This is a genomic window from Methylobacterium durans, assembly GCF_003173715.1.
Taxonomy (GTDB): Bacteria; Pseudomonadota; Alphaproteobacteria; order Rhizobiales; family Beijerinckiaceae; genus Methylobacterium; species Methylobacterium durans.
On sequence record NZ_CP029550.1, the window covers coordinates 3,327,124 to 3,348,707 of the forward strand.

General features: G+C 70.4%; 22 protein-coding genes. 11 read left to right on the forward strand and 11 right to left on the reverse strand.

The window, feature by feature from the left end; all coding sequences use genetic code 11:
- The first annotated feature begins 105 nt into the window (after positions 1-105).
- On the forward strand, positions 106-885 hold the full coding sequence (locus DK389_RS15405; RefSeq protein WP_109890837.1) for an alpha/beta fold hydrolase: 780 nt from the start codon (positions 106-108) through the stop codon (positions 883-885).
- Positions 886-889: 4 nt separating this feature from the next.
- On the opposite strand, the gene DK389_RS15410 is transcribed toward DK389_RS15405, so the two are convergent.
- The 9 genes from DK389_RS15410 to DK389_RS15450 all read right to left on the reverse strand — a co-directional run bounded on the left by DK389_RS15410 (position 890) and on the right by DK389_RS15450 (position 6,824).
- On the reverse strand, positions 890-1,651 hold the full coding sequence (locus DK389_RS15410; protein WP_109890839.1) for an ABC transporter permease: 762 nt from the start codon (positions 1,649-1,651) through the stop codon (positions 890-892).
- Complete coding sequence (locus tag DK389_RS15415) at positions 1,648-2,574, reverse strand: ABC transporter ATP-binding protein (protein WP_109890841.1); 927 nt, start codon at positions 2,572-2,574, stop codon at positions 1,648-1,650. The genes DK389_RS15410 and DK389_RS15415 overlap by 4 nt, the downstream gene beginning before the upstream one ends.
- A 77-nt stretch (positions 2,575-2,651) precedes the next feature.
- Positions 2,652-3,137, reverse strand: a complete 486-nt coding sequence (locus tag DK389_RS15420; RefSeq protein ID WP_194075237.1) for a F0F1 ATP synthase subunit B family protein — start codon at positions 3,135-3,137, stop codon at positions 2,652-2,654.
- A gap of 19 nt (positions 3,138-3,156) precedes the next feature.
- Positions 3,157-3,738 carry a F0F1 ATP synthase subunit B gene (locus tag DK389_RS15425; protein ID WP_109890845.1) on the reverse strand — a complete coding sequence of 194 codons (582 nt, stop codon included), beginning with the start codon at positions 3,736-3,738 and terminating at the stop codon, positions 3,157-3,159.
- A 110-nt stretch (positions 3,739-3,848) separates the two neighbouring features.
- Entirely contained in the window at positions 3,849-4,076 is a 228-nt protein-coding gene (locus tag DK389_RS15430; RefSeq protein WP_007566773.1) for a F0F1 ATP synthase subunit C, read from the reverse strand.
- 59 nt (positions 4,077-4,135) lie between these two features.
- A complete protein-coding gene (locus tag DK389_RS15435; RefSeq protein ID WP_109890847.1) occupies positions 4,136-4,891 on the reverse strand; it encodes a F0F1 ATP synthase subunit A in 756 nt (251 codons plus the stop codon).
- Positions 4,892-4,967: 76 nt separating this feature from the next.
- Positions 4,968-5,345 carry an AtpZ/AtpI family protein gene (locus DK389_RS15440; RefSeq protein ID WP_109896428.1) on the reverse strand — a complete coding sequence of 126 codons (378 nt, stop codon included), beginning with the start codon at positions 5,343-5,345 and terminating at the stop codon, positions 4,968-4,970.
- Positions 5,346-5,572: 227 nt separating this feature from the next.
- A complete protein-coding gene (locus DK389_RS15445) occupies positions 5,573-6,226 on the reverse strand; it encodes a DsbA family protein (RefSeq protein WP_109890849.1) in 654 nt (217 codons plus the stop codon).
- 112 nt (positions 6,227-6,338) lie between these two features.
- On the reverse strand, positions 6,339-6,824 hold the full coding sequence (locus DK389_RS15450) for a DUF721 domain-containing protein (protein ID WP_109890851.1): 486 nt from the start codon (positions 6,822-6,824) through the stop codon (positions 6,339-6,341).
- Between the two features lie 141 nt (positions 6,825-6,965).
- Here DK389_RS15450 and DK389_RS15455 point away from each other — a divergent pair, with 141 nt between their 5' ends.
- Positions 6,966-8,282: an A/G-specific adenine glycosylase gene (locus DK389_RS15455; RefSeq protein ID WP_109890853.1), complete on the forward strand. Its 1,317-nt coding sequence runs from the start codon at positions 6,966-6,968 to the stop codon at positions 8,280-8,282.
- 16 nt (positions 8,283-8,298) lie between these two features.
- On the opposite strand, the gene DK389_RS15460 is transcribed toward DK389_RS15455, so the two are convergent.
- Entirely contained in the window at positions 8,299-9,480 is a 1,182-nt protein-coding gene (locus DK389_RS15460; protein ID WP_109890855.1) for a site-specific DNA-methyltransferase, read from the reverse strand.
- Between the two features lie 668 nt (positions 9,481-10,148).
- Between DK389_RS15460 and DK389_RS15465 the strand changes: the two genes are divergently transcribed.
- The 7 genes from DK389_RS15465 (at position 10,149) to DK389_RS15495 (ending at position 17,592) form a co-directional block, all read left to right on the forward strand.
- On the forward strand, positions 10,149-10,502 hold the full coding sequence (locus DK389_RS15465; RefSeq protein WP_109890857.1) for a septal ring lytic transglycosylase RlpA family protein: 354 nt from the start codon (positions 10,149-10,151) through the stop codon (positions 10,500-10,502).
- A gap of 80 nt (positions 10,503-10,582) precedes the next feature.
- Positions 10,583-10,897, forward strand: coding sequence for a polyhydroxyalkanoic acid system family protein (locus DK389_RS15470; protein WP_109890859.1), 315 nt, complete (start codon positions 10,583-10,585; stop codon positions 10,895-10,897).
- A gap of 88 nt (positions 10,898-10,985) precedes the next feature.
- Positions 10,986-11,204, forward strand: a complete 219-nt coding sequence (locus DK389_RS15475) for a hypothetical protein (RefSeq protein WP_109890861.1) — start codon at positions 10,986-10,988, stop codon at positions 11,202-11,204.
- A 52-nt stretch (positions 11,205-11,256) separates the two neighbouring features.
- Positions 11,257-13,074, forward strand: coding sequence for an ABC-F family ATP-binding cassette domain-containing protein (locus DK389_RS15480; RefSeq protein WP_109890863.1), 1,818 nt, complete (start codon positions 11,257-11,259; stop codon positions 13,072-13,074).
- 427 nt (positions 13,075-13,501) lie between these two features.
- Positions 13,502-15,163 (forward strand): porin, encoded by a 1,662-nt coding sequence (locus tag DK389_RS15485; protein WP_109890865.1) that lies wholly within the window; start codon positions 13,502-13,504, stop codon positions 15,161-15,163.
- Between the two features lie 160 nt (positions 15,164-15,323).
- Positions 15,324-17,291, forward strand: coding sequence for an OmpA family protein (locus DK389_RS15490; RefSeq protein WP_109890867.1), 1,968 nt, complete (start codon positions 15,324-15,326; stop codon positions 17,289-17,291).
- Positions 17,292-17,295: 4 nt separating this feature from the next.
- Positions 17,296-17,592: a hypothetical protein gene (locus tag DK389_RS15495; RefSeq protein ID WP_236960902.1), complete on the forward strand. Its 297-nt coding sequence runs from the start codon at positions 17,296-17,298 to the stop codon at positions 17,590-17,592.
- A 38-nt stretch (positions 17,593-17,630) separates the two neighbouring features.
- Here the strand turns inward: DK389_RS15495 and DK389_RS15500 are convergent, their stop codons facing one another.
- Positions 17,631-19,940, reverse strand: coding sequence for a lytic transglycosylase domain-containing protein (locus tag DK389_RS15500; RefSeq protein WP_109890869.1), 2,310 nt, complete (start codon positions 19,938-19,940; stop codon positions 17,631-17,633).
- Positions 19,941-20,125: 185 nt separating this feature from the next.
- Here DK389_RS15500 and dapA point away from each other — a divergent pair, with 185 nt between their 5' ends.
- Both dapA and smpB read left to right on the forward strand, forming a co-directional pair.
- A complete protein-coding gene (gene dapA, locus DK389_RS15505; protein WP_109890871.1) occupies positions 20,126-21,022 on the forward strand; it encodes a 4-hydroxy-tetrahydrodipicolinate synthase in 897 nt (298 codons plus the stop codon).
- A gap of 80 nt (positions 21,023-21,102) precedes the next feature.
- The gene (smpB, locus tag DK389_RS15510) at positions 21,103-21,576 is read left to right on the forward strand and encodes an SsrA-binding protein SmpB (RefSeq protein ID WP_109890873.1); all 474 of its coding nucleotides are present in this window, start codon (positions 21,103-21,105) and stop codon (positions 21,574-21,576) included.
- The last annotated feature ends 8 nt before the right edge of the window (positions 21,577-21,584 follow it).

Consider the following 21,584-nt stretch of genomic DNA (forward strand, 5'->3'; position numbering starts at 1 on the left):
ATGGTGATGCCAGCCGGATCGTCACGCCGCAAGCCGCGGGCGCATTGCGCCGCGCGGCTCGGCTGATCTAAGCGGGTCGGCGACGATCCGAGAGGCGGCGACGAGATGCAGACCTTCGATTCCGACGGCGTGACCATCGCCTATATCGACGTGCCGGCCGTCGGCGGCGGAGATGACCTGGGCAAGGGCGATCCCGTCCTGCTGATCCACGGCTTCGCCTCGAACCACGTGGTCAACTGGGTCAACACGCTCTGGGTGAAGACGCTGAGCCAGGCCGGCTACCGGGTGGTCGCCCTCGACAATCGCGGCCACGGCGAGAGCGAGAAGCTCTACGATCCGGCGGCCTACAGCTCCGAGGCGATGGCGGGCGACGCGCGGCGCCTCCTGGACCATCTCGGCATCGCGCGGGCCGACATCATGGGTTACTCGATGGGCGCCCGCATCACCGCCTACCTCGCCCTCGACCATGCGGAGCGGGTCCGCTCGGCCCTGTTCGGCGGCCTCGGGATGCATCTCGTGGAGGGGAGGGGGCTTCCGAGCGGCATCGCCGAGGCGCTGGAGGCGCCCCCCGGCACGCCGGCCCCGAATCCGACCGCGCAGGCTTTCCGCACCTTCGCCGAGCAGACGAAGAGCGACCTGCGGGCGCTCGCCGCCTGCATGCGGGGCTCGCGCCAGACCCTGTCGCGGGCCGAGATTGCCCAGATCGAGGTGCCGGCCCTCGTCACCGTCGGCACCCTCGACACCGTGGCGGGCTCCGCCGCGGGCCTCGCCGCCCTGATGCCGAACGCCCGGGCGCTGGAGCTCCCCGACCGCGACCACAGCACCGCGGTCGGCGCCAAGGCCCACCGGGACGGCGTTCTCGCCTTCCTCGCCGCGCGGCCCTGACGGATCAGCTCTTCAGCCGGTAGCCGGTGCGGAAGATGTAGGTGACGAGGCCGAGGCAGAGGGCGAGGAACAGGCAGGTCATCGCGACGCTGACGCCGAGGCTGACGTCGGCCTTGCCGAAGAAGCTCCAGCGGAAGGCGCTGATCAGGTAGACGACCGGGTTGAACAGGCTCACCACCCGCCAGAAGGGCGGCAGCATCTCGATCGCGTAGAAGCTGCCCCCGAGGAAGGTGAGGGGCGTCACGATGAGAAGCGGTACGAGCTGCAGCTTCTCGAACCCGTCCGCCCACAACCCGATCACGAAGCCGAACAGGCTGAAGGTGATCGCGGTCAACAGCAGGAAGGCCACCATCCAGGCCGGATGCTCGATGTGCAGCGGCACGAACAGGGCCGAGGTCGCCAGGATGATGAGCCCGATCAGGATCGATTTCGAGGCCGCCGCGCCGACATAGCCCAGCACCACCTCGACTGGCGAGATCGGCGCCGACAGGATCTCGTAGATCGTGCCGGCGAAGCGCGGGAAGTAGATGCCGAACGAGGCGTTGGAGATGCTCTGCGTCAGGAGAGCCAGCATCATCAGGCCGGGCACGATGAAGAGCCCGTAGGGCACCCCGTCGACCGCGCTGACCCGCGAGCCGATCGCAGCACCGAAGACCACGAAGTAGAGCGAGGTCGAGATGACCGGCGCCAGGATGCTCTGCATCGAGGTGCGCCAGAACCGGGCCATCTCGAAGCCGTAGATGGCGCGGACCGCGTGCCAGTTCATGCGCGCTCCTTCACGAGGTCGACGAAGATGTCCTCCAGCGAACTCTGGCTGGTGTTGAGATCGCTGAAGCGGATGCCGGCGGCCGACAAAGCCGTGAGAAGCCCGGTGATGCCGGTGCGCTCGCCCTTGGTGTCGTAGGTGTAGACGAGTTCCTGTCCACCGCCGGCGAGTTCGAGCTCGAACCCGGACAGTGATTCGGGCAGGGCCGAGAGCGGCGCCTGCAACTGGAGGGTGAGCTGCTTGCGGCCGAGCTTGCGCATCAGCTCGGCCTTCTCCTCGACCAGGATGATGCGTCCGCCCCGGATCACGCCGACCCTGTCGGCCATCTCCTCGGCCTCCTCGATGTAATGCGTGGTCAGGATCACGGTGACGCCCTGCTCGCGCAGGCGCCGCACCAGCCGCCACATGTCCTGGCGGAGCGCCACGTCGACGCCCGCGGTCGGCTCGTCGAGGAAGAGGATCTGCGGCTCGTGCGAGAGCGCCTTCGCGATGAGGACGCGCCGCTTCATGCCGCCCGACAATGTCATGATGCGGCTGTCGCGCTTCTCCCACAGGGAGAGGTCGCGCAGCACCCGCTCGATATGGCCGGGATCCTTGCGCAGACCGAACAACCCGCGGGTGAAGCTCACCGTGTCCCAGACGGTTTCGAAGGCGTCCGTCGTCAGTTCCTGCGGCACGAGGCCGATCGTCCGGCGGGCGGCGCGGTAATCGCTCAGGATGTCGTGCCCGTTCGCCCGCACCCGGCCGGAGGTCGGCGTGACGATGCCGCAGACGATGTTGATGAGGGTCGATTTGCCGGCCCCGTTCGGCCCGAGAAGCGCGAAGATCTCGCCCCGTCGGATCGCGAGGCTCACCTCGCTCAGCGCTGCGAGGCCGGACGCGTAGGTCTTCGAGAGATTCTCGATCTCGATGATCGGCTGCATGGCTGCCTTTCGAGTGCCCGGCCTTCCGAAACGAAAAAGCCGCCCGGAGGCGGCTTCTCGAAGGGCGTCGGCGCAGATCAGGCGCGCAGACGGTTGCGCACCTCGCCGAGGCTGAGGCGGACGAGGTCCTGAGCGGCCTCGCCCTGCATGCGCTCGCGCAGGATCGTCTCCGAGACCCGCACGGCGGCGTCGGCCGCCGCGGCCCGTACCTGGGCGGCGGCCTGGGCCTCGGCCTGGGCGATCTTGGTCTCGGCCGTCTTGGTGCGGCGAGCGACGAAGTCGTTGAGGCGGATATGACCCTCCTCGGCGATGCGCTCTGCCTCCTCGCGGGCGGAGGCGACGATCGCCTCGGCCTCGCGCTCGGCCTCGGTGCGGCGGCGCTTGTAGTCGGCCAGCACCGCGGCGGCCTCCTCGCGCAGGCGGCGCGCCTCGTCGAGCTCGGAGCGGACGCGCTTGGCGCGGCCGTCGAGACCCTTGGTCATCATGCCGAACCCGCCGACCTTCCAGACGATCGCCAGGAAGACGACGAACGCGACGGCGACCCAGAATTCCGCTGTCATCAGCATCGGTGTCGTTCCCGTCTCAGTGCGCGGTGGCGGCGCGATCGAGCGCCCGGTCGAGGCTGGCGCCGTCCGGCGCCTGCCCGGTCAGGCGCTCCACGATGGCCGAAGCGGTCTCGCCCGCGATCTCGCGGACGTTGCCCATCGCCTCGCCGGTGCGCTGGCGGATGGTCGCCTCGGAGGCGGCGAGCTTCTGGTTGAGGTCGGCCTCGAGGGCCTTGCGCTTCGTCTCGGCCTCGGCGGCGAGAGCGTTGCGGGTCTCCTGCGCGATGTCGCGGGCCTTGGCTTGCGCGTCGGCGAGCGACTTCTCGTAGGCCGCGCCAGCGGCGTCGGCCTCGGCCTTCATCCGCTGGGCTTCGTCGAGATCGGAGGAGAGACGGTTCGCCCGGTCGTGCAGGATCGCCTGGATCCGCGGCAGGGCGACCTTGTCCATCAGGTAGTAGAGGAGCCCGAAGGCGAGCGCGAGCCAGACCAGCTGCGAGAGGAAGGTGTGGCTCTCGAAGGGCGGAAAGGCACCCCCGTGCGGCGCGGGCTGCTCGCTGTGCGCGCCCACATGCGTGTCGGAGCCAGGCGGGGGGGTGGTGAGTGCGTTGGGCTGCGCCATGGCCTCGTCCGTTGGCTGATGAAAAAGGAGCGCCCCGCACATTCGGAGCGCTCACCCGTGTCGAGCGGCTCTCCGCGGCCGGTGCCGCGGAGGCAGCGGGTCCGCCGATCTCAGACGGCGAAGAGCAGCAGGAGCGCGATCAGCAGCGAGAAGATGCCGAGCGCCTCGGTGAGGGCGAAGCCCAGGAGCAGGGTGGCGCGCTGGCCGTCGGCCGCGGAGGGGTTGCGAAGGGCGCCGGCGAGGAACTGACCGAAGAGGTTGCCGAGGCCGATGCCCGCACCCGCCATGCCGAGGCAGGCGAGGCCGGCGCCGATGTACTTCGCAGCGACGGGATCCATGAGAAACTCCTGAGGTGTTGGAAGAACGAGTGATCGCTTTCGGCGGGTGGAGCCGACCGTCAGTGGCCGGGGTGAAGAGCGTCGTTGAGGTAGATCGCCGTCAACGTCGCGAAGACGTAGGCCTGCAGCGCGGCCACCAGGAACTCGAGGGCGGTGAGCGCGATCGTCAGTGCGAGCGGCAGGGGCGATAGCACGCTCCAGGCGCCGGCGGAAAGCAGCGCCGCCACGAAGAACGCGAAGATCTTCATCGCGATATGGCCAGCCAGAACGTTCGCGAAGAGACGGACGGAGAGGCTGATCGGCCGCGACACGAAGGAGATGATCTCGATCGGCACGAGGATCGCGAGCAGAGGCTTCGGCACACCCGACGGCACGAACAGGCCGAAGAAGTGCGAGCCGTGCTTCATGACGCCATAGCCGATGACGACGCCGATCACGAGGGCCGCGAGGCCGAAGGTGATGATGAGGTGGCTCGTGACCGCGAAGGCGTAGGGGATCATCCCGAACAGGTTGAGCACCAGCACGAACATGAAGAGGGAGAAGACGAGCGGCAGGAAGCGCTTGCCCTCGTCGCCGGTCGCCTGGTGGAGCGTGTCGGCGATGAACTCGTAGAAGATCTCGGCCAGCGACTGCATCCGGCTCGGCACCACCGAGCGGCTGGAGGTGGCCACGATCGTGATCAGCGCGATGACGCCGACCGCTGCGAACATGTACAGCGCCGACTGCGTGAAGGCGATTTCCTGGTTGCCGATGTGCCCCAGCGACACGAGCGGCTTCAGCTCGAACTGGTGGATCGGGTCTACACTGACCGCCATGCCCGCTTCCGTCCCTTGTTGTCAGCCGGACGCCCCGGGATTCCGCCCCGGGCCGTCCCGTGAAGCCTGCCGTCTCTCAAGATCCCCGCCGGTCGTCCGGTCCGGAGCGCCGTCCGCCGAAGCCGGACGCGCGCATCACGTTGTAGACGCCCGTGACGAAGCCCAGCATCAGGAACACGATCAGGCCCCAGGGCTTAGTCCCCAGAAGATGATCGAAGATCCAGCCGAGGATGCCCCCCGCTATCACGCCGGCGACGAACTCCGTGGAGAGTCGCATCGCCTGCCCGAGGGGGGACGGCCCGGTAGACCCGGAACGCGACGAAGGACCGGGAGAGGCCGAGGGCCGCTTCCGTTCAATCTGCGTCTCGAGACGTCTGAGCCTCGCGGAGAGATCGCTGTCCGGTGCCGCTGCCCGACCGTTTTCCTCCCCGTCTCGCGTGTCGTTGCCGCTCACGGCGATACTCACAACATTGGCGAGAGCGAGAGGAACCGGCTGGAACGCCCCCTTCAAGCGCGGCGCACCATAGTTTCGCCCTTCTTGGGTGTCAAGGCGAGTGGTATACGACTTAAGTTATTGTATTCATTCGAGAAACACGGTTTCGACGCGCATTGTCCGAAAGGTTCTTCGGCCCTTGCGCGGAAGGGTGGCCCGGCCGGTCGCGGGCCCCCCGGATCCGGCGGTCAGGCGCCGAGGATCGGCTTGATGACTTTCTCCATGCCGTCGATCGACATCTCGCCCTTGTAGCGCTCCCCGTTGATGAAGAAGGTCGGCGTCGAATCCACCTTGAAGGTGTCGAGGCCGCGCTGCTTCACGGCGTTGATGCCGGCGTAGAGCTTCTGGTCCTTGAGGCAGGCCTCGAACTTCTCCTTCGAGATGCCGGCCTGCCGCAGCAGCGCCTCCAGGGCGTCGACGGGCGATTGCGGCTTCTGGACGAAGGCCCAGTTCGCCTGCTGGTCGAAGAGCAGGTCGGTGATCGGGTAGTACTTCGCGTCACCGTCACAGCGCGCCAGCATGAAGGCAGCGGTGGCGAGCGGATCAAGGGGGAATTCGCGCAGGGTGAAGCGGACCTTGCCGGTGTCGATGTAGCGCTCCTTGAGCACCGGCCAGGTCTGGCGGTGGAAGGCAGCGCAGTGCGAGCAGGTCATCGAGGCGTACTCGATGATCGTGACCTTGGCGTCCTTCGGCCCGAGCCAGACGTCGCCGAGGGGGCCGGGCTGCATCAGGGCCGCGACGTTCTCGCTCTCAGCGAGCGCCGAGAGGGTCAGCCTCGGCAGGAGGACGGCTGCGCCGAGGGCGAGACCGGTGGCTTTGAGGGCGTCGCGCCGGGTGATCATGTCGTGACGGGCTCCGGTGGCAGATCCTGCGAGAGATAGGGCCTGCGGTAGAATCTCGGGATGATCGTGGCAAGGCGCCGCGCTGTCGCCCTGGGCAGCCCCTGGGCGGCCCTCAGCGCTTCGGCGCCGACGCGACCACGGCCGTCCCCAGCCTGTCGAGGGCGTCCCGCAGGGCCTCGTCGCCGATCTTCGAGACGGCGAGCGCCACCTCGCCACGGCGGGCGGGATCGATGCGCGCCGCCTCCGCGCGGCGCCCTGCCGTCCCGACGCGGCCCTGCTTCATCACGATGCGCCCGACGCAGGCCCACCCGTAATGCGCGTTGATCCGCTCGATCACCACGGGGGCGAGATGCTGCAATTCGAGGGCGAAGACGCCCTCGACGCGCACGACGAGGGTGCCGGATTCCGGACGGCCCTCCTCGTCCTTGCGCCGCCGGCGCGGCCATTCGAGCTTCGAGGGCTGGCAGAAGCGGGCGAGGCGCGGGCCGACGATGTCGGGCCACGCCGCCAGGATGTCGGTCGAGGCAAAACCTTGCGCTGCGAAGGCAGGGCCGACGCAGGCCTCGATGAGTTCGCCGAGCGGTTTGACGCGCGCCATGCGATTGCCAGTGCGAGATAGAGAACGGTTGCTTCGGTGCAGTGTAGCGCGGGCAGGCTTTCGGGAAACCTGCCTCGTTCAGGCGGTGCCGACGGGCAGCCCCTTGGAGAGGCGCGGACGCAAGGCTATGCACCGGCGCGCATGGCAAAGCCTGGCACCCAGACCGGCCAACCTCGGGCCGCCGACCTCCTGCACTGGTACGACCGGCACCGGCGCGTCCTGCCCTGGCGGGCGCTGCCGGGCGAGCGGCCGGATCCGTACCGGGTCTGGCTCTCCGAGGTGATGCTGCAGCAGACGACGATCGCGGCCGTGAAGCCGTATTTCGCGCGCTTCCTCGAGCGCTTCTCGACCGTCGAGGCCCTGGCGGGGGCTCCGGAAGAGGCCGTGATGTCGGCCTGGGCGGGCCTCGGCTACTACTCGCGCGCCCGCAACCTCCACGCCTGCGCCAAGGCCGTGGCGATCGCCGGCCGCTTCCCGGACACGGCGGAGGGCTTGCGCAAGCTCCCTGGCATCGGCGCCTACACGGCCGGTGCCATCGCGGCGATCGCCTTCGATCGGCAGGAGGCGGCGGTCGACGGCAATGTCGAGCGGGTGATGACGCGCCTCTTCGCGCTCGAGGCGCCGCTGCCGGGCAGCCGCCCGGAGATCCGCCGGCTGACGCAGGCCCTGGTTCCGGCCGACCGTCCGGGCGACTTCGCGCAGGCCGTGATGGATCTCGGTGCCACGATCTGCACGCCGAAGCGCCCGGCCTGCGCCCTCTGTCCGTGGATGCTGCCCTGCCGCGCCCGCGATCTTGGGCTGCAGGAGACCTTCCCACGCAAGGTCAGGGCGGTGAAGGGTACGCTGCGGCGGGGTGCGGCCTTCGTCGCCGTGCGCAGCGGCGACGAGGCGATCCTCCTGCGGACCCGGCCCGCGGGCGGCCTCCTCGGGGCGATGGCCGAGCCGCCGATGAGCCCGTGGGAGCCCGATTACGACCCGGCCCGCGCCCTTCTGGACGCGCCCCTCGACGCGCGCTGGAAGCGCCTGCCCGGCCTCGTCCGCCACGGCTTCACGCATTTCCCGCTGGAACTCACCGTGTTCCATGCCCGGGTTGGCCTCGCCACGTCGGCGCCGGAGGGCATGCGGTTCACGGCCGGGCGCGACCTTGCCGAGGAACCGCTGCCCGGACTGATGAGGAAGGTGCTGGCCCACGCCTTCGATCCGAAGCCCGAGGCGGAGCGGAAGCCGCGCGGGCGGCCGAAGCGGGAGCCCGAGCCGGCCCCGCTCCTCGCCATTGCAGAGCCGCCCGCGCCCGAGCCGGCGTCCCCGTCGCGCTTCCGGCCTGTGCCGAAGCCGGCGCCGCGACCGGCGGCGCGGCCCGCGGAGCATGAGGACGGGGGAGACGAGGCCGGCGGCGAGACGCCGCCCGCTCCGAGGCCCCCGACGCGGTCGCGGCGGCCCCGCTCGTCGAAGCGCTGAGAGGGCCCGCGGGGCCTCAGCCCATCTGCGCGCGCATCTCGGCGCGGAAGGTATCGATGACGACGCGCCGGCCGTTCCGCTCCGCGTGCCAGAAATCCCAGCCGTTGCAGGCGGGCAGGCCCTGGACGAGCGCGCCGATCTTGTGGATCGAGCCGCTGACCGGACCGGTCATCACGGTCCCGTCCGGCCGGACCACCGCCTTGAAGCGGCCCCGGGCGTCGGTGAGCGTCTCGCCAGCGCGGACATGGCCGGCCTCGATCACGCTGAGGAAGGGCACCCGCGGCTCGGCGCGCTTGGCGGGCGCCAGGGCAAGCGCCGCCTGCGACAGGGGCTCGACGGCGGCGATGCGGCGGCGGGCGGCGTCCGCGTAGACGGTCTCGCGCTCGATGCCGATGAAGCGGCGCCCGAGGCGCTTGGCGACCGCGCCCGTCGTGCCGGTCCCGAAGAACGGGTCGAGTACCACATCGCCCGGGTTCGTCGCGGAGAGCAGCGTCCGGGCCAGCAGGGCTTCCGGCTTCTGCGTGGGGTGGACCTTCTGGCCGTCGGCGCCTTTCAGCCGCTCCTCGCCCGTGCAGAGGGGGATGAACCAGTCCGAGCGCATCTGGAGGTCCTCGTTGCCTCCTTTGAGCGCTTCGTAGTGGAAGGTGTACTTCGCGTTCGGATCGCGCGATGCCCAGATCAGCGTCTCGTGCGCGTTCGTGAAGCGCTTGCCGCGGAAATTCGGCATCGGGTTGGCCTTGCGCCAGACGATGTCGTTGAGGATCCAGAAACCGAGATCCTGCAGCACGCTGCCGACGCGGAAGATGTTGTGGTAGGACCCGATTACCCACAGCGTGGCGTTCGGCTTCATCACCCGGCGGGCGGCCGTGAGCCAGTCACGGGTGAAGGCGTCGTATTGCGAGAGGCTCGCGAACTTGTCCCAATCGTCGTCGACGGCGTCGACGCGGCTCTGGTCCGGGCGCAGCAGCGAGCCCTCTCCGAGTTGGAGATTGTAGGGCGGGTCGGCGAAGACGCAGTCGACCGAGGCAGCCGGCAGGCTGTTCATCGCGGCGATGCAGTCGCCAATCTGGATATCGTCGACGGGAAGACGCTGGACGGCGGGTACGAGACCCATCCGTGGCGCCGACGCGAGCCGCCCGGTACGCGAGACTTGTTTCCGGGCGGCGGCGCCGGCGACCACGGTACGCGGGGAAGCCATGGCAAACACCGGTTACGCGACTGACCGGGGCACCATGCTGCGGGTAGGGTAAAGGTCGGGTTGCCGGCTCCGGCAAAATGCGTCTCGATTTGGGGCTGCAGATTTTGCCGGGTTCACGAAGTTCATCGGTGCAATGCCTGCGCTGCACTGCGGTAAGACGCGGTGATGCAAGCAGGAATGGGCGATAGATTGTCGCTGTGCTTCGTACACGCGCGCTTCACCTCAGGGGGCGCTGACCCGTGGCAATTCGAGGCTCTGTGAAGGCAACTGGAGCCGTCCCCACGACACGTGCATTCGCGCGAGCGCGTGTTCCGCGCGCGCTCGGATAAAGTCCGTCCCTGAAATCGCAGCCAATAGGGCAACTCGGATCCGGTTCCCGCACATCTCGAGGGGCAGGGTTTCGCTCAGCGCAGATCTCGACGCGGCGATCGCCGTTTTCGCTCGACTATCGGTCTTCTTGCGACGCCAGTTGCGCGATGTATCGCGATCATCCCTCCAAGTTCCTGGAAAGAAATCAGTCCTTGCGCGATACTTTCGCTGAATCGGCCGAGTTTCCGCTGGGGAATTAGCCTGAACCGAGGCTGAACGGCGTGCAAAACACGGCGTCTCATTTTGGACGAGATCCGCTTCATTTTCCGCGGTCATCATCAACAACAAGGGAATGCGGGATGCACACGAAGCCCGTTCGCTGGACCGCCGCCGCCATTTTCGGAACCGTCCTCTCCGTCGCTGCCCTGAACACCGCCTCGGCACAGTCCGGCGCGGCGTCCTGGTACGGCAGCGGCAGCCGGACGGCGAATGGCGAGCGCTTCAATCCGAACGGGTTGACCGCCGCCCATCGCAGCCTGCCCTTCGGCACGCGCGTCCGGGTCGCCGACGCCCGCACCGGGCGATCGGTCGTGGTCCGCATCAACGATCGGGGCCCCTTCGTCCGCGGCCGCATCATCGACCTGTCCCGCGGCTCGGCCCGGGCGCTCGGCATGGGCGGCACCACTTACGTGTCGCTCCAGGTCGTCGACTGAGCATCCCAGCGCCCGGCGTTGTCGCAGGCTCCGGCCGGCCCCATCTGAGCGGGACAGCCCGAGAAGGACGAAACCCGCAGATGGCCAAGCCCCTCATCGTCGAGATCCCGCACGAGCTCGGGCGGGACGAGGCCCGACGCCGCATCGAGACGGGCGTGGAGCAGGGCCGGGCGCTGCTCGGCAAGAGCGGCGTCACCATCGGCAACCTCGCCTGGACGGGCGACCGGCTCGACTTCGCCCTCTCGGCGCTGACGCAGAGCGTCGACGGCCAGATCGACGTCGGCCAGGACAGCGTCCGGGTCGAGGTGCGGCTCCCGCTCTTGCTCGCGCTCTTCGCCGAGAAGATCCGCAAGTCGCTCGGCAAGGAGGGCAACCTCCTGCTGACGAAGAAGTAGGGATCGCGGCCCCGCTCCACGAGGAACCGCCGCACCTGAGGGCCCGTTGGCGACGATATCCTGTCTGAAATCCAGAGGAACGTCGCGCATGTCGAACCCCGGTCCGATCCCCGAGGCTCCGATTCCGGAGACTCCCTACGAGCCGCCGCAGACCCCGACGCCCAGTCCCGGCCCGGAGATTCCGGGCGGGACGCCACAGGAGGCGCCGGGCACGCGTCCGGCCGAGATCCCGATCAACGATCCGGCAGAATCCCCGCGGATCACGCCCGATCCCGCGCCGACCGGCCCGGCAAATCCGACCGCCTGAGGGGCGGGCCGCTCGATTGTTCGCGGCCCCGCGCGCTGTCATAAGCCCGCGAATGGCTGCACCCCCGCTCCTCACCCTTCAGGACGTCGCGCTCACCTTCGGCGGCACGCCGCTGATCGAGCGCGCCGAGATCGCAATCGCGCCCGGCGAGCGCGCCTGCCTCGTCGGGCGCAACGGGTCCGGCAAATCGACCCTGCTGCGCATCGCCGCCGGGCTCGTCGAGCCGGACCGCGGCGTGCGCTTCGTGCAGCCGGGGGCGACGATCCGCTACCTCGCGCAGGAACCCGACTTCGCCGGCTACGAATCGGTTCTCGCCTTCGCGGAGGCTGGCCTCGCCCCGGGCGACGATCCGCACAGGGCCCGCTACCTGCTGGAGAGCCTCGGCCTCACCGGCGACGAGGATCCGCGCCGGCTCTCCGGCGGCGAGGGGCGCCGCGCCGCACTCGCTCAGGCGCTTGCGCCCGAGCCCGACATCCTGCTTCTCGACGAGCCGACCAACCATCTCGACCTGCCGGCGATCGAGTGGCTCGAAGCGGAGCTGAAGGGGACGCGCTCCGCCCTCGTCCTGATCAGCCACGACCGCCGCTTCCTCTCCGCCCTGTCGCGCTCGACGGTCTGGCTCGACCGCGGCACCACGCGCCGCATCGAGCAGGGTTTCTCCGGCTTCGAGGCGTGGAGGGACGCCTTCTTCGAGGAGGAGGAGCGGGACCGGCACAAGCTCGACCGCAAGATCGCCGCCGAGGAGGACTGGCTGCGCTACGGCGTCACCGCCCGACGCAAGCGCAACGTCCGGCGCCTCGGCAACCTCCACGATCTGCGCAGGCAGCGCCGGGAGGACCGCCGGCCTGTCGGCACCGTGACGATGACCTCCACCGAGGCCGAGACCTCCGGCACCATCGTCGTCGAGGCGCGCGCGGCCGCGAAATCCTACGGCGCGCGGCGCATCGTCGACAGCCTGTCGCTGCGCATCGCCCGCGGCGACCGGCTGGGCATCGTCGGTGCGAACGGTGCCGGCAAGACGACGCTCGTGAACCTGCTCACGGGGCAGCTCGAACCCGATTCGGGGGCCATCCAGCTCGGCACCAATCTCCGGATGATGCTGCTCGACCAGGCGCGTGCCGTGCTTGAACCCGGACTGACCGTCACCGAGGTGCTGACGGGCGGGCGCGGCGACACGATCTCGGTCGGAGGCCAGAATCGACACGTCATCGGCTACCTGAAGGACTTCCTGTTCACGCCCGAGCAGGCACGCACGCCCGTCAGCGTGCTCTCGGGCGGCGAGCGCAACCGCCTCCTCATCGCCAAGGCGCTGGCGCAGCCCTCGAACCTGCTCGTCCTCGACGAGCCGACCAATGACCTCGACCTCGAGACCCTCGACCTGCTGCAGGAGATGCTCGGCGAGTACGCGGGCACGCTGATCCTCGTCAGCCACGACCGCGACTTCCTCGACCGGGTCGTCGGCAGCGTGCTGGTGAGCGAGGGGGAGGGGCGCTGGATCGAGTATGCGGGTGGCTACTCCGACATGGTGACCCAGCGCGGCGCCGGGGTGCAGGCTCGATCCGCATCAAAGCCGAGATCGGCCCCCCGCGAGCGCCCGTCGGGCGGGGACGCGCCCGCGACCAGCGCGGCGCGGACGAAGCTCGGCTTCAAGGAGCAGCACGAGTTGAAGACCCTGCCGGCGCGCATCGAAAAGCTGGAGAGGGCGATCGTCAAGCTGCGCGAGATCCTGGCCGATCCGAACCTCTATGCGCGCGACCCGGGCCGGTTCGAGAAGGCGTCGGCCACGCTGGTCGAGGCGGAATCGGAGCTCGCCGCGGCGGAGGAGCGCTGGCTCACCTTGGAGATGCTGCGCGAGACGTCCGGTGCCTGAAGGCGCCGAGCCGACTGCGATTCGAAAGGCTGCATCGGCCCGCGATTAACTTTCTCCCGATCGCTCAATTTGCGGGCGATACCTGCCACGAATTCGCGAAGTCGGCTTTCGATCGGGGAATCTTCGCCCGCGACAAGCAAATGAAAGCTCAATCGCCGCCGGATTCGTTGCCGGCCTGCAACAGCCCCCCGCAAAGCCTCCTCACGGGGGTTTGAAGACGCGGATCCATGTTGCCGCGGGCCGGCCCCTCCCGCATGGTACGGCCAAGGCAGGGATGAAATCCCGCCCAAGGTTCGGCCGATGCCCGTGCGGGGAGGGCCAGACCTCCGCGGGATACAAGGACGAACGGACAAGCCGGCGCCCACGGGCAGTTGGCGCCGACATAACGTCCGGTCCCGAGGGTCTCGAAGCTTTTGGAGGTTTCACTATGAAGCTCGTGAAGAGCCTTCTTCTGGGGTCGGCGGCGGGGCTGACCGTCGTCGCAGGGGCTCAGGCCGCGGACCTTCCCGTCAAGAAGGCCGTTCCTGTCGAGTACGTCCGCGTCTGCTCTGCCTACGGAGCCGGCTTCTTCTACATCCCGGGCACCGAGACCTGCCTTCGTATCTCGGGCCGCGCCCGCTACGAGGCCGGCTACATGACCGACGGCAGCCGTCAGGTCTCCGGCGCCGGCGACGCCTTCCAGTCCCGCGGCCTGCTGCGCCTCAACCTCGATGCGCGCACCCAGACCGGCTACGGCACGCTCCGCGCCTTCGTCCGCGCCGAGATCGCGAGCCGCACCGGCCAGAGCAAGATGTCCTCGGGCACGCAGCAGCGCATCGCCAACGCCTTCCCGGCCTTCGGCCAGGACACGTTCGGCCGCGTGCAGGAATTCGTGGTTGCCGACAAGGCGTTCGTGCAGTTCGCCGGCCTGACCGCCGGTCGCGCGTCCTCGTTCTTCGACTTCTACGCCCACGACTTCGAGATCATCGCCTCGACGCTCGGCTCCGACGTTCCTTCCACGAACCTCCTCGCCTACACGGCGAAGTTCGGTGAGGGCTTCTCGGCGACGATCTCGATGGAAGATCCGATGTTCCGGAAGAACCCGCTCTACTCGCAGGTCGCGGGTCCGGCGGCCGGCGCCGGCACGGCGTCCGCCTTCTTCCAGGGCACGACCGCTCCGACCCCGATCATCATCTCGCGCAACGCCGCGGGCGTCGTGACCGGCGTCACCCAGATCGACGCCGTCGAGCGCTCCCGCATGCCCGACTTCGTCGGCGCGCTGCGCTACGACGCGGCCTGGGGCTCGGCCCAGCTCTCCGCGGCCGTCAAGGACGTCAATGTCGGCGGTCCGCTCGGCGCTGCCAGCACCTTCGTGGGCGGCCCGGCTGCGGCTCGCGTCGCGACCGGCGCCTTCGTCGGCGCCCAGACCACCTACGGTTGGGCCGTCCAGGGCGGCGTGAAGATCAACGCGCCCTTCATCGCCCCCGGCGACGCCCTCTACCTGCAGGGTGCCTACGGCGAAGGCGCCTCGATCTACACGGGCTACACCGCCTTCACCGGCACCTACATCAACCAGACCTCGGTCTACGGCGGCAACCCGTTCAACCAGTGGCTGGCCGACGCCGTCGTGAACCCAAACACGGGCCGCATCGAGCTGTCGAACAGCTTCACGGTGGTCGGTTCGTACCTCCACTACTGGGCGCCTGAGTGGCGGTCGGCCTTCTTCGGTAGCTACGGCGAGATGCGCTTCCCGTCCGGCGTCCGTGCGGCCCTCGCCAACATCGGCACCGCCGCCGGCACCCTCGCCAACGGCGCCACCGCCTACCCGACGACCAACCTGATCACAGCTGCTCCGGGCACCCTCGGCTTCGGCCTGAGCCCGGTCCTGCGCGACACCTACCAGGTCGTCGCGGGCGCCAGCCTGATCTGGTCGCCGGTGAAGGATCTCGATATCGGCGCCGAGGCCCAGTACATCCGCGTCGGCACGCTGAACGGCCGTGTCGCCAACGCCGACCGCAACACTGCGGCCGCCGGCGTGGCGGGCGCCCTCTACAGCGTCACGAAGGAAGACACCTTCCAGGCCCGCTTCCGCGTGCAGCGCGACTTCTAAGTCGCTGCACCGGGCACTCCCCGCGTGTCAGAACCCCGGCCGAGAGGCCGGGGTTTTTTGTTGCGTCTCCCCGGCGGGGATTGCGGGGATGGCCTTCAAGCTGCCGTGAAGGCACGCTCTGCTGCGAGCGCGTCACCTGAGGACTTGCACCGGACGTGTCGTGATCTCCAAACTCCTTCCTCCCGCCTTCCGGCAGCGATACGGCTGGCTCCTCGGCCTGCCAGTGCTCGCCCTCCTCTGGGCCGCGGCGACGCTCCAGGCGCAGCCCGAGGTCGAGCGTGCGGTCGAGACAGCCGCGCGCGGGGGCATCGGGCGCCAGGAGGCGGTGGACGCGACCGGCGAGACCTGGTTCCGGCTCGCGGCCCGCGGTCGGGACCTGCATGTCGAGGGCGATGCGCCGGACGTCGCGTCGCGCGAGACATTGCTCCGGCATCTGTCCGAGACGCCCGGAACGCGGCGCATCATGTCGAGCGTGGGGCTCGTCGAGGAGGCCTCACCCTTCGTCTGGACCGCGACGCAGGCTCGGGAAGACCGGATCGACCTGTCGGGCAGCCGCCCGGCCGAGATCGGCCGCACGGCCCTCGCGACGCGGCTGACCTCGGACCTCCCGGCATCCGTCACGCTCGCCGACGCCGCGCGTGCCGCGCGCGGCGGGCCGCGCGACTTCCTCGCGGCGGCGGCCTTCGCGGTGGCGCGCCTGCGCGCCCTGACACCCGGCGCCGTCGCGACGTTGCGCGACACCACCCTGTCCCTGCAGGGCGAGGCCGCGGGGCCGGACGCCTACGATGCATTGCGCGCGGACCTTGCGAACCTGCCCGCCGGGTTCAGCGCCGGCCGGATCGAGATCCTGCCGCCCCGCGTGGCCGATTTCAGCTTCGGCGTCGAGCGGCGCGCCGACGGGGGGCTGATCCTGACAGGCTTCGTCGTCTCCGAGGCGGCGCGGAGCGCCCTGCGCAGGGCGGCCCAGGAGGCAGCCGAGGGCGCCTTCGTGGACGACCGGACGCGCACCGCGCGGGGTCTCGGGCCGGGGGTCGATCCGGATGCGCTCACGCGGTTCGCTCTCGATGCCGCCGGCCTGCTGCGGGATGGGCGCGTGAGCTTCGACGGTGCGCGCGTCTCGGCCGAGGGCAACGCACTCGACGGACAGGCAATCGCCGAGGTCGAGGCGCTGCTGCGCGAGCGTCGTCCGCCGGGCGTGTCGCTCGGCCGCATCGCGGTCGGCGCCGCGCCATTGTCGCCCTACCGGGTCGCGCTCCGGCGGGATGCGGATACCGTCACGCTGACCGGCCACCTGCCCGATGCCGCCGCGCGCGAGCGGATTCTCGCGGCGATCCGCCCCCGGTTCGTCCGCGAGCGCGTCGTCGACCGGACCCGCCTCGCCGCGGGCGCCCCTGGCGACCTCGTTTCCGTGCTGGGAAGTGTGATTCCGCAGCTCGCGCTGCTGGCGAACGGGGAACTCACCGTGGCCGACCGGGACGTCAGGCTCTCGGGCGAGAGCCTCTATCCCGAGAGCGGTCGCCGCCTCGCCGCGACCCTGCCCACGATGGTGCCGGCCGCGTGGCGCGCCTCCGCCACCATCGGCACGCCGGGCGCCCCCGCGCGGCGCGACGCCGAGAGCTGCCGTCGCGACTTCGCGGCCGAGACCCGCGCCCACCCACTGCATTTCGCGCCGGGCACGAGCGCCTTCAGCGCGGATTTCTACCCCGTCCTCGACGCGGTCGCCGCCCTCGCCAAGCTCTGTCCCGACCTGAGGATCGAGATCGCGGGTCATGTCGACCCGCCCGGAACGCCGCGCGAGAAGCCGGCGGGGGAGGGCGGCGCGATTCAGACCACGGCCTCGATCGACAAGGCCGAGGAGGCGAAGGACAAGGCTGCGAAGGACAAGGCTGCGAAGGCCCCGCCCGCCGACAAGAAGGCGCCGGGCAAGGCCACGAAAGCCGCCAAATCCGACAAGACCGACAAGGCGGAGGCCGCCCCCGCGGAGCCCGAGCCGGACCTCGCGCGTCTGCGCGCCCAGGCCATCGTCGAGTACCTGCTCCAGGCCGGCGCCGCGTCCGAGCAGGTCGCGCCCGCGTCCGGAACGCCGGAGGCGGCCGTCCGGGCCGTCGCCTTCTCGGTGCGCGGGTGAGGGGATGGACGGCGTGATCCTGCTCGTCAGCGGAGTCTGGCCGGGCCTTGCCGGCGCGCTCGGCCTCGGCCTCGGCTGCGGCTTCGTCGGCGGCTGGCCGCGGGGGCTGGCGACCGGCCTCGGGCTCCTCTCCGCGGCCTCGCTCCTCGGGGCGGCGGCGCTCGCCGGGCTGGTTCCGGGGGTGGGCGGATTCTGGGTCGAGAGCGCGGCCCTGATGCTCTGGACCTATCTCGGCGGCTGCGTCCTCGGAGCGCTCACGAAACGCGCGCGCCGCGATCATCAAACGGCCAACGGCGCGTAGATCGCGATCATCGCCTGGGAGCGGCCCGTCCCCGGCCTTCAGCGCGCGCCGCGCTGCAGGTCGCCCTCGATCAGGAGCGCGCTCTTGCCGTCGAGCCGGTTCCGGTAGACCTGCAGGTTCTCCATCACCCGCTGCACGTAGTTCCGGGTCTCGGTGAAGGGGATGCGCTCGACCCAGTCGATCGCGTCGACCTCGCCCTTGCGCGGGTCGCCGTAGGCGTCGATCCACTTCTTCACGTTGCCGCCGCCCGCGTTGTAGGAGGCGAAGGCGAGGATGTAGGAGCCGCGCCAATCCTCCATCAGCTCGCCGAGATGGGCCTGGCCGAGGCGGGCGTTGTAGGCCGGGTCGCTCGTCAGCCGGTCTTGGTCGTAGCTCGTGCTGACCCGCTTGGCCGTGCGCTGGGCGGTGGCCGGCATCATCTGCATCAGGCCGCGGGCGCCGACGCCCGATTGGGCGCGCGGGTCGAACTGGCTCTCCTGGCGGGCGATGGCGAAGACCATCGCGCGCTCGACGAGCGGGACCGCGGAGAACGCCTCGTAGGCCGGGATGCCGATCGTCGGGTAGGCGTGGGCGTCGAGCGGCAGGCCCCGCTGCACGGCGAGCTTGCCGATGGCGACGAGGGCGCGGGCGTCCTTCATCTCGACGGCGAGGTCGCCGAGCGCCTGCAGCTCGGCCGGGTCGGTGAGCTTCTGCGCCGCGTCGATGTAGAGGGGGAGCGCCAGTTCCTTGAGCGAGGCCTCGCCGAGGAGGCGCAGGGCCCGCACGCAGAGCCGCTTGTCGAAGGCCGCGCGGGCGGCCGCGTCGAGGTCGGCGGGGCTGCGCAGGGGCAGGCTGGTCTGGCCGAGCTTCGCCCGGGCGAGCTGCCCGTAATAGGCGATCGGCTGAAGCGCCGCCCGCTCGTAGAACGCCTTGGCGTCGGCCGGCTGGTCGAGCACCTCCGCGGCCCGGCCCTGCCAGTAGGCGGCCCGCGCCACCGAGATCGGCGTCTCGGCGATGTCGGCGGCGCGCCGGAAATGCAGGGTGGCCGCCACCGCGTCGCGCCGGAAGCGCAGGGCGATCCAGCCCGCGTGGAACTCGGCCTCGATCCGCTTCTCCACGGTGCGGGCGCTGTGGCCGCTCGCCACCGCGTAGGCGGCCTTGGCGTCGCCGAGGTCGAGCAGCTTGCGGGCGACGATGCGGCGCTCGACCCACCACTCGTCGCCGTCTGCGAGCACCTCGGGGTTCGTCGGCGCGGCGGCGAGCAGCGTCGCCGCCTCCGCCGCCCGGTCGGCACGGCGGTGATACTGCGCGCGGGACAGGATGTAGGAGGAATCGCTGCGCAGGCCCGGCGGCACCGCGTTGAGCGCGGCGAGCGCCCCCGAACTCTTGTCCTCGACGGCGCGGCGCGCCCGCACGAGGGTGGCGTAGGAGCCGCCCGCCTGCGCCGCGGCGCGGCCGGCCGTCTCCCAATCCTCCTTCAGGAGCGCGCGCTCCATGCGGTAGCGGTGGTCGGCCCGCGTGAGCACGCCCGGAAACGCGTCGAGCACTTTCGACTCGAGCGAGCGCCCGAAACTGTCCTCGCGCCACATCTCGCGCACCAGCGCGGCGGCGTCCTCGTTGAGCCCGTCCGCCCGGAAGGCGAGGGCGAGGGCGAAGCGGCCCGGCGCGCTCGACGGCCGCGCGGTGGCGAAGAAGGCGCGCACGGTCGCGGCCGGCTTGCGCTCGGCGAGGAGCGCCTCCTCGGCCCGGCGGCGCAGGAGGGGGCCGGCCGGCCAGTCCGGATTGGCGCGCTGGAAGGCCATGGTGCGCTCGAAGCCGATGCCGGCGCCCGCGCGGATCGCGATCCATTCGAGGAGAGCGCGCGCCGCCGGCTCGGTGAAGCCGTCGCGCATGCGGTCGCCGTCCGAGACCTTGCCCTTGCGGTAGAGGTCGATCGCCTGGCGCAGCTGCGTCACGTCGGTCTCGCCGCCGCGGGCGGCGCGGGCCGGGTCCGGCACCTCGGGCACCGGCGCGGCCGGCGCCACGCCGGCATCGGGCAGCGGGAAGGCCAGAGGCGTCTCCGGATCGGCGGAGGCGTAGGCCGCTGCGGTCGATGGGACCGCCTTCGCCGGTGCCGATTCGGTGGTGGCGGTCTCGACCCGCAGGGCGTCCGCCGCGACCGGGTCGATGGCGGCCTTCGCATCCTGCACCTGGGCGGCGGGCGCGGTCGCGTCGCTCGCGGGCGGCGTCGGCTGGGAGGCTGCCTCCGTCGCGGCGGCCGTCTCGGGATTCGGCGCGGCCGGCGCCGTCGAGAGCGTCGCCGCGAAAGCGACGCCGGCCGTCAGCGTCAGGGCGAGGGCCGCAAGCGGGGGCCGGGGAAGTGTCGCCATGGCTCGGATCAGTCCCCGACGGGAGCGCGCATGTCCCAGGCTCGCCCCTCCTCCGTTAAGAAGTCATTGACCGCACCCGCAGATTGTTTGCGCGCGCGGAGCGGAAGCCCTATGTCTGCGCCGCTTCCCGAGGGGAGCGGCCGGACATCCGGCGAGCGATGAGACCGACGGCTGGGAACGCCAGGATGACCGAGACACAAGCGCGCCTCCGGGGCTCGATGACCGCGCTGGCGACCCCGTTCCGCGAGGGCGCCTTCGACGAGGCGGCCTTCCGGGCCTTCGTGAATTGGCAGATCGAGCAGGGCACCCACGGTCTCGTGCCGGTCGGCACCACCGGCGAGACGCCGACCCTGAGCCATGCGGAGCACGATCGCGTGGTCGAGGTCTGCATCGACGAGGCGGGCGGCCGGGTGCCGGTCGTGGCCGGCGCCGGATCGAACTCGACCGCGGAGGCCGTCGAGCGCGCGCGTCATGCGGAGCGGGCCGGGGCGGACGCGGTCCTCATCGTCACGCCCTACTACAACAAGCCGACGCAGGACGGGCTGTACGCCCACTTCAAGGCCGTCAACGACGCGGTCGGCATCCCGATCATCATCTACAACATCCCCGGCCGGTCCGTGGTCGACATGAGCGTCGAGACGATGGCGCGCCTGTTCGAGCTCAGGAACATCGCCGGCGTGAAGGATGCCACGGCCAAGCTCGACCGCGTCAGCCTGCAACGCCAAGCCATGGGAGAAGATTTCATCCAGCTTTCTGGCGAAGATGCGACGGCGCTCGGTTTCAATGCGCACGGTGGGCGCGGCTGCATCTCCGTCGTCTCGAATGTCGCGCCGCGCCTCTGCGCGGATCTGCAGGAGGCGACGCTCGGCGGAGACTACGCGAAGGCACTGCGAATTCAGGACCGGCTGCTGCCGTTGCACACGAGCCTGTTCCTGGAGACCAACCCGTCGCCGGTGAAGTACGCCCTGGCGCGCCTCGGCCACATGGGCGAGGAGGTGCGCCTGCCGCTCCTGCCGGTCGGCGCCGAGACGCGCCGCATCGTCGACGCCGCGCTCCGCCACGCCGGGCTGCTCGCGGGCTGAACGGCCTCGCCGCGGGCGAGGAACCACCCCATATGCACCGGCCCGGCCGCATCCGGCGGTCGGCCTGAACGAACAGCGCGATGGCCCCGAAAACTGACCCGTCCCGCCGCGTCGTCGCGGACAACCGCGCCGCGCGCTTCCACTACGCCATCACGGAGACGCTGGAGGCGGGAATCGCGCTCACCGGCACCGAGGTGAAGTCCCTGCGCAACGGCAAGGCGACGATCGGCGAGGCCTATGCGGGCCCCTCGGGCAACGACCTGATGCTGTTCAACGCCAACATCCCCGAATACCTCGAGGCGAACCGCTTCAACCACGACACCAAGCGGCCCCGGCGGCTCCTCCTGCATCGTCGCCAGATCGACAAGCTGATCGGCGCGACGCAGCGCCAGGGCTTCACGGTGGTCCCGCTGAAGATCTACTTCAACGAGAGCGGCCGCGCGAAGGTCGAGCTCGGCCTCGGCAAGGGCAAGCAGCTGCACGACAAGCGCGAGAGCGCCAAGCAGCGCGACTGGGAGCGCGACCGGGCCCGGCTCCTGCGGGACCGGGGCTGAGAGGGCGG